This is a genomic window from Streptomyces sp. NPDC014889 (assembly GCF_043081205.1).
Taxonomy (GTDB): Bacteria; Actinomycetota; Actinomycetes; order Streptomycetales; family Streptomycetaceae; genus Streptomyces.
In genome coordinates, this window is record NZ_JBIBWH010000016.1 from 63,049 (window position 1) to 74,368 (window position 11,320).

The following is an 11,320-nucleotide window of genomic DNA, read 5'->3' on the forward strand; positions in this document are numbered from 1 at the left end:
CTCACCCCTCGAATACGGCCTGTCATCGTACGCCGTCGAGGGGACGGTTCCGGACCTCATGCCGGCGGGGCGAGCCGGACGACGGGGACCGGACGCCAGGTGGGCGGACGCAGCGCCGGGACGTGCGCCCCGCGTACTTCCGCGTACTCGGTGTTCGTCTCCAGCAGTTGGCGCCGGGCCGCACGCGGGTCGCGCTCCTTGTGCGCGGTCATGTGCGCCGCGATCATCGCCGCGGCCACCGGGGTGGCGAAGGAGGTGCCGCTCCACTGCGCGAAGCCCTCGAACACCACGCGGTCCGCCTGCGCCGGCCGGCTCTGCTCCGCCTCGCTGAGCACTCCGGTGTGCGGCGGGGACTGGCAGGTGCACGCGTAGGAGAAGCCGAACCGGCAGGCGTCGTAGGTGGAGTGCTGGTAGACGTACGGCACGGGCGCGTCGAAGCCGGTGAGGGCGCTGGTCAGCCGCTCGCCCGGGGCGTACACCCCGACCCAGGCGCCGTGGTTGCTGAAGCAGGCGCCGTACTCGCCGTCGCCGCGCAGGGCGCCGACCGAGAGCACGGACTCGGCGTACTCCGGCAGGCCTGCATAGGCCGCGGGCCAGAACGGTGTGCCGCTCGCGTTGTTGCCCGCGGCCGCGACCAACAGGGTTCCTCTGTCGCGCAGTTCCCGCATGAAGGCGTCCACCCCGAGCAGGCCGTCGGTGCGGCCGTTGGGGGTGCCCGCGGACAGGCTGAGGATGTCGGGCCAGCCGCCCGCGTCGACGGCTTCGAACAGCCGGTGGCCGAAGTCGGACTCCAGGATGGCGCCGGCGTCGTTGAGGGTGCCGCGCACGGTGATGTCGGTGTTCGGGGCGACGGCGGCGACCAGCCCGGCGATGAACGTGCCGTGGCCGACGTACTGCTGGAGTACGCCCGCTTCGTCGGTCTCCTCCACCTGCGCGTCGCCCTGGACGTGGGCCAGCGTCGGGACCGAGCGGTAGTCGTGCATGAGGCCGGTGTCGACGACGAGGACGCCGACGGCGGTGTCCTCGTCGTAGGCGGTCTCGGCGGGGGCCGGGTTGGGCCCCTCGGCGAACGGGGCGGGCACCGGCTCGTCGCCGGGGCAGGCGTTGACCGACGCGATCGACACCACGTGGTTGCGGCTGACCAGCCGCCGTCCGGCCCTGCCCTCGGGCTCGCGCAGGGCGCGCAACGCGTGCGTGACGGCGAGGTCGCCGCCGCGGTCGCCGCGGCCCGGGTCGTCGACCTGGATCCGGGTGACTCCGGTGCGGTTGGTCTCGGGGCCCGCGCGGCGCACTCGGTCCTCGGTCAGGTCGGGGGCCGCGGCGAAGTGCGCGCGGACGGTGTCCTCGACCAGCCGGGCCTCCTCGCCGTCGCGGGCGAGGACGACGCCCTTCTCGTAGCAGAACTCGGCCGCGTCGTCCGGGCCCATCGCCAGCGGCACTCCCGGCATCGAGCGCTGGATCTGGGCGAACTGCTCGCGGAATCGCTGAGGTGCCATGGCGTGCCCTCCGGTTGGTGCGACGGTCGTCAGTCTGAGCCGTGCGGCCCCTGCCTGATACAGCGCCGACGGGTGTGCGCCGGTTCCAGGGGCCTCACCAGGCCACTACCATCCGACGGGTGACAGCGGGAAGCGACTCGGTCCTCGAACTGCTGCCCATGGTGTTCGCCGCGCCCGGCGAGGCCCTGGAGCGGGCCCGCGGGCTGCTGGAGGCCGGTCCGCCGCCGCTGCACGGATCCGTGGCGCACCAGGTGATCGGCATCTGGCAGCGGGACTTCGGCGACACCCGGCTGGCGCTGCGGCATCTGCGCCGGGCCCGGGATCTGGCGGCGCGCGCCGACTCGGCCGAGCGGGAGGCCGACGTACTGGCCACGCTGGGCGTTGCGTTGGTGCACGCGGGGCGCACACGGCAGGGTCTCGCGGCGTTCGAGCGCGGGGTAGCGCGCGGTACGGGCCACACCCGGGCGCGGGTGCTGTTCCGGCGGGCGTACGTGTGGTGGGTGCTGGGCCGCCATGGCGAGGCGCTGGAGGACGTGCGGCGGGCAATTCCCGTACTGCGGCAGGCCGGCGACGTGATCTGGACGGCGCGGGCGCTGACGCTGCGGGCCACCGTGCACCTGGCGCTGGGCGCGGTGGAGCGGGCGGACGCCGACTTCACCGCGGCGCAGGCGCTGTGGGACACCACCGGCCAGGAGCACGACAAGGCCGACGCGGTGGAGAGCCGGGGCCTGGCGGCGTTCCGGCAGGGCGACATCCCGGCGGCGCTGCGGCTCCTCGACGAGGCCGAGGAGCAGTACGCCAAGCTCGGCACGCCGACGTTCATGCTGGAGATCCGGCGCTGCGAGGTCCTGATGGCGGCAGGTCTCGCCCCCGAGGCGCTGGCGGGGGCCGACGCGGCGATCGCCGAACTGGACGGTATCGGCGGGCAGTCGACCCGCAAGGCAGAGCTCCTGCTGGCCGCGGCGCGGGCCGCGCGTCTCGCGGACGACCCGCACACGGCGACCGCGCGCGCCGCGCTGGCCGTGCGGCTGTTCGCGGGGCAGCGGCGGGCCTGGTGGGAGACGCACGCCCGGCTGGTGCTGATCGAGGCGCGGGTGGCCGACGGACTCCGCTCGGGGCGGCTGGTCGCGGACGCCGCGGCGGTGGCCGGACGGCTGGCCTCCTTCGGCTCGCCGGCCGCGCCGGAGGCGTCGCTGCTGGCGGGCCGGATCGCGCTCGCCCTGGGCCGGCCGGCGGACGCCGAGAGCCATCTGGCGGTCGCCGCGCGCAGCCGGTACGGCGGGCCGCCGCTCGCCCGGATGACGGGCTGGGCGGCGCAGGCCCTGCGGGCGCGGGCGGCGGGCTCCCGGCGTGGCGTGCTGGAGGCGTGCCGGCGCGGGCTCGACGTGCTCGACGACCACCGGATGACGCTGGGCGCCTCGGAGTTGCGGGCCCGGGCGACCGCGCAGGGCGCGGAACTGGCCGCGCTGGCCCAGGAGGCGGCACTCGACTCCGGTGAGCCGCGGCGGCTGCTGGTGTGGAGCGAGCGCCTGCGGGCCACCGTGCTGTCCGCGCCGCCCACCCGGCCGCCCGCCGACCCGGCCCTGCTCAGCGGGCTGACCGCCTTCCGCGAGATCGCCGCCCGCGCGCAGGACGCCCGTCAGGAGGGCCACCCGGTGCCCGCCCTGGAACGCGAACAGCGGCGCCTGGAGCGGGAGATCCGCTCGCGCACCCTGCGCCTTCGCGGCGAGGCGCCAGGTGGCGGCGACCGGTTCGAACCCGGCCGGCTGCTGGCCCGGCTCGGGGACGCGCGGCTGGTAGAACTGGCCGTGCTGGACGGGCGGGTGCACGTCCTGCTGTGCGGCGAGGGGCGGGTACGGCGCTTCGAGGCCGGGCGGCTCGCGGACGCGGTGACCGAGGCGGAGCACGTGCAGGCGGGACTGCGGCGGCTGGCCCACCCGGGGGCGGCCGCCCGGCTGCCGCTGGTGGAGGCGGCGGGGCGCCGTCTGGAGGAGCTGCTGCTCGGCCCGGCCGCCCGCCACCTCGGCTCCGGGCCCGTCGTGGTGGTGCCGCCGGGCTCGCTGCACCGGGTGCCGTGGGCGCTGCTGCCGTCGCTTCGGGAGCGGGTGCTGAGCGTGTCGCCGTCGGCGAGCAGCTGGCTGCGCGCCCACGAGACCGAGCCGCCGCCCGGTGGCCGCCGGGTGCTGGTGCGCGGCCCGGGTCTGGCGACCGGGGGCGCGGAGGTGCCCGAACTCGCCGACCGCTACGGTGCGCCGACCGTGCTGGAGGAGGCCGACGCGCATGTGTCGCGGGTGCTGCGGGAGTTGGACGGGGCCGCGCTCGCGCACATCGCCGCGCACGGCGCCTTCCGCGCGGACAGCCCGCTGTTCTCGTCGCTCACGATGGCCGACGGCCCGCTGATCGTGCACGACTTCGAGCGCCTGGACCGCAGCCCGTACCGGATCATCCTGTCCTGCTGCGACACCGCCCGCTTCGCCTCGGTGGGCGCCGACGAACTCCTGGGCCTGGTCACGGCGTTGCTGCCCCTGGGCACCGCCGGAGTGGTGGCCTGCAGCGCTCCCGTCAACGACGAGGCCGTGGTCCCCCTGATGCTCGCCCTGCACAAGGGCCTGGACGCCGGTCTGTCCCTGGCCGAGTCCCTCCGCGACGCCCGAACCGCCCTGCCCGGCGACGCGACCCACCAGGCGACGGGGTGGGCGTTCACGGCGTTCGGCGCGGCTTGAGAACGGCGAACGGGCGGCACACGGGGATCGGCGGGGGGGTGGCCGTGGACCGGGGGGCCGGGGGCCGGGCCCTGCGAACAGGGAGCCCGGGACCGGCGTTCGACGCGGCCCGGGACGGAGGGCCGGGGCCCGGGCCCCCAAAAGAGCGGCCGAGACCCACGTTCGGCGCGGCCCGAGGCCGACGGACGGGGACGGGGATGCCCAGAGCCCGGCAGGCGGGGCGCACCGGGGGGAATCCGGCAGCGGCCCCCGACGGGGCGCCAACGGCGCGACCCCCGCCCGGCGCTCAGTGCGGTCGAGACCGGCGAACGGGGCGGACCGAAAGGGAAGCCGGCGCGACTTGAGAACGGCGAACGGGGCTTCTCGGCACCGGTGTTCGGTGCGGCTCGGGGCGGAGGACGGGGCCCGGGCCCCCAAACAAGGCCCAGACCGCGTTCGGCATGGCCCGAGACCACATTCGGCGCGACCCGAGACCGGCGAACGGGGAAGGCCAGAGCCCGGCGGGTGGGGCGCGCGGAGGGCATCCGGCAGCGGCGCCCGGCGTGGGGCCAACGGCGCGGCCCGCGCCCGGCGCTCGGGGCGGCCGGGACCGGCGAACGAGGGGGTGCACCGGCGTCGGCGTCAGGGTCGGTCGGGACGGCGGGCGTAGCCCGTCGTGGAGCACCCGCGAGTAACCTGTGGCGGAACTGTGCATTGTCATGTTTCCGCCATGCACGATCATTCCTGCCGCATCGCGCCGCGTGCCACTCTCCGCGGGTGCCGGACGGGCAATCCCCGTCCGGTCCTTCTTGAGGAGAGGGGTACGAGTGCGCACTTACTCCACACGCTCCACACGTGCACGGCGGACCGTCCTGGCGCTGGCCACGGCCTGCATCGTCGCGGTGATACAGACACCGACCGCCGGCGCCGACCCGGGCCCGGCGCAGCCGTCGGGTTCCGGTTCGGGGATGACCGGCGCCCACCACCATGGCAAGCCCGACAAGGATCTGCCGGGTGCCGACAGAGCCCCGTCGACCAAGGCGAGAGGCGCGGCGGCCAAGGCCGACGCCCGGGTGAGCTGGAGCCGGTACGGCACCCCGACCACGGTCGTGCCGGACGGCAGCGGCACCGCTCTGGCGAAGGGACTGCCCACCAAGCCCGAGCAGACCGCCCGAGCCTATCTGAAGGCCAACGCGGACCTGTTCGGCATCCCCGCCGGCCAGGTCGACGACCTCAAGCTGGTGTCGAGCACCCCGATCGGCAAGGGCGCCGCGGTGCTGCTCGCCCAGGAGGTGGACGGCAAGCCGTTCGCCCGGGACGGCCAGATCTCCGTGGGTGTCGTCGACGGCACCGTGGTCAGCGTCACCGGCGCCCTGGCCCCGGTCACCGGCGCACCGAAGCCGGCGACCCTGTCGGAACAGGACGCCATCAAGGCCGCGCTGGCCGACGTGTCGCTGACCCCCGGCAAGCTGTCCGCGGCGGACAGCACCGAGAAGTGGCGGAAGTTCGAGGCCTCGGGACTGTCCGGACCGCAGCTCGTACGCCCCGTCGTGATCGCCGACCCCGACGGCACCGTGCGCTCGGCCTTCCAGGTGCAGGCCGGTACGGCCGGCGATGAGCCGGAGCTGTACGACAGCGTCGTCGACGCCCGTACCGGCGAGGTGCTGGCCCGTCGGTCCCTGGTCGAGGACGGGGTCGCGGACGGCCACGACGGCAACCCGCAATGGAAAGTCTTCCCCTTCTCTCCCCCGCTGAACGACTCCTCCGCAGACACCCGCGAGACCTGGTGCTGGACGGCCGCTCCCGGCTGCGACCGCGTCATGAGCGACTCCGCCCCGGGCACCCCTCACCACGCCTGGGACATCGCCTCCGGTGAGGGCGGCGGCACCTACGGCGGCTCCTACAAGCTCGGCACCACGCTGGGCGCCAACGCCTTCGCCAGCGACGGTCTGACGGCCACCGGGCGCAACTGGCTGGGGATCACCCCCGACGTGCGGGCCGACCGGGTCTACGACTACTCGTACACCGACGCCTGGCACGCCACCGGCTGCGACCCGAAGGTGCTGACCGACCCCGCGAAGCCGGACCGCGACGCGGCGATCGGCAACCTGTTCGCCCAGCACAACGTGATGCACGACTTCTCGTACCACCTCGGGTTCACCGAGAAGACGTGGAACATGCAGCACGACAACTACGACCTGGGCGGCAAGGGCGGCGACCCGGAGATGGGCGTGGCCCGCTCCGGCGGCAGCAACCCCGCCACCCGCAACAACGCCAACCAGAGCACCGGCGCCGACGGCGGTGTGGCGCTGACCAACATGTACCTGTGGCAGCCGCAGGCCGGGGCCTTCTACGGGCGCTGCGCCGACGGCGACTTCGACGCCTCCGTCATCGGGCACGAGTACACCCACGCCATCACCAACCGCATGATCGGCGGCGGCACCTCCGGCATCTCCGGTACGCACGGCGGCTCGATGGGCGAGTCCTGGAGCGACCTGGTCGCCACCGAGCGGCTGATCGAGACCGGCGCGGTCCCGGACGGCGTGAACCCGTGGGTCGTCGGCCCGTACGTGACCGACAACAACGAGCGCGGCATCCGCAACTTCGCCATCGACAAGAGCCCCCTCAACTACTCCAACTTCGGCTACGACATGGGCGGTCCGGAGGTGCACTCCGACGGCGAGATCTGGAACGCCGTGCAGTACGAGGTGCGCCAGGCGCTCGTCGGCAAGTACGGCGAGCCGGCCAAGAAGGTGCTCGCCTCGTGCGCGGCCGGCAAGACCTCGGTCGACGACTGCGGCGGCGGCCGGCGCTGGGTCCAGCTGATGTTCGACTCGTACCTGCTGATGGGCACGGGCAAGATCACCATGATCGACGCCCGTGACGCGATGCTCGCCGCCGACAAGATCCGCTACCACGGCGACGACCTCGACGTGATGTGGGGCGCGTTCGCCAAGCGCGGCATGGGCGTCGACGCCACCGCCACCTCGACCAGCGACACCCGGCCGCACGCGGACTTCGCCACCCCGACCGGCGTCAACGGCAACATCACCTTCAAGGTGGTCAACAGCGGCGACGAGATCCCCAACGCCCGTATCTACATAGGCAAGTTCAGCGCCCGGACCACGCCGATCGCCGGCACCACGACCGACCTCGACAAGAAGGCGCTGTTCGCCAAGGGCCACTACGACGCCATCGCGGTCGCCCCGGGCTACGGCCTCACCCCGTTCGACTTCCAGGTCGACGACGCCTCCAAGCAGACCGTCAAGGTGAAGATGCAGCCCAACCTCGCCTCGGCGGCGGCCGGCGCCACCGCGACCGGGGACGGGTTCAACGCGGCCAGGCTCATCGACGACGACGAGGGCACCAACTGGGCCTACGTCGGTGACAAGACGGGCACGTCCGTGACCGGCAAGGGCGTCTACGTCCACCTGGCCGTCGACGGTCCGACCAAGGTCCGCCGCGTCCAGGTCAGCGCCATCAACCGGCCGACGGACAGCAAGGACCCCGGCGGCGACACCGGCAGCCAGAGCCGCTTCTCGGCGCTGCGCCAGTTCGAGGTCTCGGCCTGCACCCGCACCGCGACCGTCGACTGCTCCCAGCCCAAGCAGTTCCACGTCGTCTACCTCAGCCCGAAGGACGCCTTCGACGCGCCGAAGCCGCGACCGGCGGCGCCGGACCTCGTCATGCGCAGCTTCGACATCCCGGCGACCTCGGCCACCGACCTGCGTATCGAGGCGATCACCAACCAGTGCGTGGGCAACCCGGCCTACGCGGGCAAGCAGGACAACGACCCGAACAACGTGACGGACTGCGCCACCGGTTCCCCGGCGGCGTTCAACGTCCGGGCCGCGGAGTTCCAGGTCTTCGAGAAGTAGTCCCCCGGCGGCTCCGGCGCTCGCGCACCGGAGCCGCCCGGTGGCCCGTCCCGGGCGTCACAGCCAGCCGCGGCGGGACGCCTCCCAGGCCAGTTGCATCCGGGTCCGGACCCCGGCGAACTCGATCAGATCGCGGATACGGCGCTGAACGGTCCGCAGGCTCGTGCCCAGTTGTCCGGCGATGGCGGTGTCCGTCAGCCCGGTCAGCAGCAGTGACAGCAGGAGCAGATCCTCCGGCGGAGGGATCCGGTCGGACTCCCTCTCGCCGACCAGCCCGTCCTCGGTGAGCACCAGCGGCGAGGCGCCCGCCCACAGGATCTCGAAGAACGCGATCACGGCGTCGAGCAGCACGCCGGGGCGGACCAGAACGGCGGACGGCGGGTCGCCGGCCGGGCCACCCGGGTCCGAGGCACGTACGAACGGGGCGACCAACATGCCCAGTTGCCGGTCGGCGACCACCATCTTCACCGGAACCTCCGCGGCGACCCGGGCCTGTTCGCCGCGCTCGACGAACTCGCGGATCCGGTACACCTCGGGTGGCACCTCGAGCGCCGACCGCTCGTAGACCGCGCGGTACGTCACCCCTGCGGCCAGCACGTCCAGTTGGGTGTCGTTGCCGCGGGACGGCACCGCCACGTTCGGCGGCTTGCACAGCGCCAGGATCTCGCTCTGGGCGCCGCGTTGTAGCTGCTCGAACGTCCGGGCCATCGCCCGCGCCCCGGTCACCGTCTCGACCGTCTCGGCCGAGCCCCGGCGGCGGCTCTGATGCCGGTACTCCTCGGTGAGCTTCGCCATCACCGACCGCGCGGCCTGCAACTCCTGCTGCCGGCTGAGCAGCAGGGGGCCGAGCGCCAGATCGGGTGGGGAGGCGCGAAAACGGTGCGCCGAACCCTCGGCGCGGCTCACCAGCCCCTTGGCCTCCAGTGTGTCGAGGAGTCTGGCCGCCTCGCGTCCGGACAGGCCGATGCGGCGGCCGAGTTGGGACGGTGTGGCCTCCGGCATCCTGACCAGGCTGCGGTACGCACGTACTTCCACGGAGTCAAAGCTCGCGGTCTCGAACATGTCGCTCCTCTCCTCCGCCGGTCGTGCGCCGGACCTCACCGGTACCGGCTCCCGGCCGGTCGGAGCCGCCCTGAGGAGAAGATCTTGACGTGTCACCAACCACTCGCGCCAGGGTGCGGACGGCGTGATCCGGCGTGCCGGAGGTGACCGGTCCGGCCCGTCCGCCCAGGTGAGGGGCCCGGACCGCGCGGGTCAGGCCGGTGAGAAGATGTGGTCGCTGATCAGCCGGGTGGCGCCGACGACGCCCGCGGCCTGGCCGAGCTCGCCGAGGACGATCGGCAGGTTGCCGGTCGCCAACGGCAGGGACTGGCGGTAGACCTGGGTGCGGATGCTCGCCAGCAGGTTGTGCCCGAGGCCGGTGAGGCCTCCCCCGATGACCACGAGGCCGGGGTTGAAGAAGCTGACCAGGCCGGCGATGACCTGACCGGTACGCCGTCCGCCCATGCGGATCAGTTCCAGGGACGCGGCGTCCCCGGCGCCGGCGGCGGCCGACACGTCCTCAGGAGTCAGCCTTCCGGCCGCCTCCAGCCGTCCGGCCAGCTCCGTCGAACCGCCGGACTGGGCAAGCTCGGTCGCGTCACGGACGAGGGCGCTGCCGCCGAAGTACGCCTCGAGACAACCGATGTTGCCGCAGGCGCACCGGGGTCCGGCCGGGTCCGCCTGAATGTGGCCGATGTCGCCGGCGCTGCCGGTGACACCGCGGTGCACCTCGCCGCCGACGACGATGCCGCAGCCGATGCCCGTGCCGAGCTTCACGCACAGGAAGTCGCGTACGGACCGGGCGACGCCGGCCTGCTGCTCGCCCAGGGCCATCAGGTTCACGTCGTTGTCGACGAGGACGGGGCAGCCCAGTTCCTGGCTCATCGCCTCGCGGACGGGGAAGCCGTCCCAGCCGGGCATGATCGGCGGTGCGACGGGGACGCCCTCGGGGAACCGGACGGGTCCCGGCACGCCGATCCCGGCGCCGTCGAAGTGTTCCGCCAGCCCCGCCTCGCGCAGCTTGTTGGCCAGGGCGAGCACCCGCTCGAAGACCGCGACCGGGCCTTCGCGCACGTCCAGTGTCTCGGCCACGTGGCCGAGGACTTCCAACTCGGCGTTGGTGACGGCGACGTCCACGGAGGTGGCGCCGATGTCCACGCCGAGGAACCGCAGCGACGGGGCGATCCGGACGTTGTGCGAGCGGCGGCCGCCGCGGGAGGCGGCGAGGCCGTCCTGGACGACGAGACCCGTCTCCAGCAGCCGGTCGATCTCGAAGGCGAGCTTGGACCGCGACAGCTCGACCTGCTCCCCCAGGGCGACCCGGGACTGCGGGCCGAGGTCACGCAGGAGGCGGAGCAGCCGGGCCTGATGAAGATTGGCCGGTCGAGCCGTCATAGACCTCACGCCGCCCCCGTCATGGCAAGAATCGTTCGCATGCCCGGCACGTGGGGGGCACGACTTTGGAAAGGACCGTAGCACCGAGCCGTCGCCGATGAAAGAAACTTGTGCACTAACGAGTGGAACTTTCATCTGCGGATGGACAAAGCCATACGCGGCAGTGTCGTGGACCCTGCGCCGGAGCGTGCCCTGGCGGGCTGGTGGTGCGGCCCGCCAGGGCTCACGGTTCAGGCGGCGTCACCGACCGTTCCGTGACTCACGCGCCTGCGGGCCCGTGGTTGGGCTTGCCGACGTCGGACTGGCCCGCCGCTTTCTTGATCTCGGCGGCCTCCCGCTGGTCGATGACGCCCTCGTCCCGCAGCGTCTGGACGACCTTGCCGACGTGGGAGACGAACGTGCCGTGGTTCTCCCAGGTCCGGTTGTCCTCGATCAGCTCGTTGATCGTGCAGCCGTCGGCCGTGACGCGGTTGGGGATACCGGTGTTGATCGAACCGACGAACACGGTGGCCCGGTCATCCCTTTCCGGACAGTCGGTCGGCGGCTCGCTGTTGACGACGGTGAGGGACAGCGACTTCGGCGTGGACGTGTTGCCGGCCTTGTCGGTGGCCCGGTAGAGGAAGGCGTGGCTACCGGCCCTGTCGATCACCACCGGTGCCGAGTACTGGAGGTAGGGGCCGCCGTCGAGGGAGTACTCGATCCTGGCCACTCCGGACTCGGCATCGGACGCGGACACCGTCACCGTCGCACTGCCCACATAGTTACCGGAAGCGTCCTTCGTACCCGACACAGTCGCCGACGTCTCCGG

At 73.2% G+C, this 11,320-nt stretch carries 6 protein-coding genes; 2 read left to right on the forward strand and 4 right to left on the reverse strand.

All coding sequences use genetic code 11. The features are described from left to right. Window positions 1–56: 56 nt before the first annotated feature. Window positions 57–1,496 (reverse strand): S8/S53 family peptidase, encoded by a 1,440-nt coding sequence (locus ACF09J_RS28860; RefSeq protein ID WP_392308377.1) that lies wholly within the window; start codon window positions 1,494–1,496, stop codon window positions 57–59. A gap of 158 nt (window positions 1,497–1,654) precedes the next feature. Between ACF09J_RS28860 and ACF09J_RS28865 the strand changes: the two genes are divergently transcribed. Both ACF09J_RS28865 and ACF09J_RS28870 read left to right on the forward strand, forming a co-directional pair. Next, entirely contained in the window at window positions 1,655–4,219 is a 2,565-nt protein-coding gene (locus ACF09J_RS28865; protein WP_392308464.1) for a CHAT domain-containing protein, read from the forward strand. An 806-nt stretch (window positions 4,220–5,025) separates the two neighbouring features. After that, on the forward strand, window positions 5,026–8,076 hold the full coding sequence (locus tag ACF09J_RS28870) for a M36 family metallopeptidase (protein WP_392308378.1): 3,051 nt from the start codon (window positions 5,026–5,028) through the stop codon (window positions 8,074–8,076). Between the two features lie 57 nt (window positions 8,077–8,133). Here ACF09J_RS28870 and ACF09J_RS28875 read toward each other — a convergent pair whose 3' ends face one another. The 3 genes from ACF09J_RS28875 to ACF09J_RS28885 form a co-directional block, all read right to left on the reverse strand. Beyond that, on the reverse strand, window positions 8,134–9,138 hold the full coding sequence (locus ACF09J_RS28875) for a helix-turn-helix domain-containing protein (RefSeq protein ID WP_392308379.1): 1,005 nt from the start codon (window positions 9,136–9,138) through the stop codon (window positions 8,134–8,136). Between the two features lie 192 nt (window positions 9,139–9,330). Then, window positions 9,331–10,512 carry an ROK family protein gene (locus ACF09J_RS28880; protein WP_392308380.1) on the reverse strand — a complete coding sequence of 394 codons (1,182 nt, stop codon included), beginning with the start codon at window positions 10,510–10,512 and terminating at the stop codon, window positions 9,331–9,333. A gap of 259 nt (window positions 10,513–10,771) precedes the next feature. After that, window positions 10,772–11,320 (reverse strand): chitobiase/beta-hexosaminidase C-terminal domain-containing protein (locus tag ACF09J_RS28885; protein WP_392308381.1); only part of this gene is annotated, 549 nt, incomplete at its 5' end.

Coding starts and splice junctions, on each gene's coding strand:
- ACF09J_RS28865 (WP_392308464.1), top strand. CDS start 1,655: ATGGTGTTCGCCGCGCCCGGCGAGGCCCTGGAGCGGGCCCGCGGGCTG.
- ACF09J_RS28875 (WP_392308379.1), bottom strand. CDS start 9,138: ATGTTCGAGACCGCGAGCTTTGACTCCGTGGAAGTACGTGCGTACCGC.
- ACF09J_RS28880 (WP_392308380.1), bottom strand. CDS start 10,512: ATGACGGCTCGACCGGCCAATCTTCATCAGGCCCGGCTGCTCCGCCTC.
- ACF09J_RS28860 (WP_392308377.1), bottom strand. CDS start 1,496: ATGGCACCTCAGCGATTCCGCGAGCAGTTCGCCCAGATCCAGCGCTCG.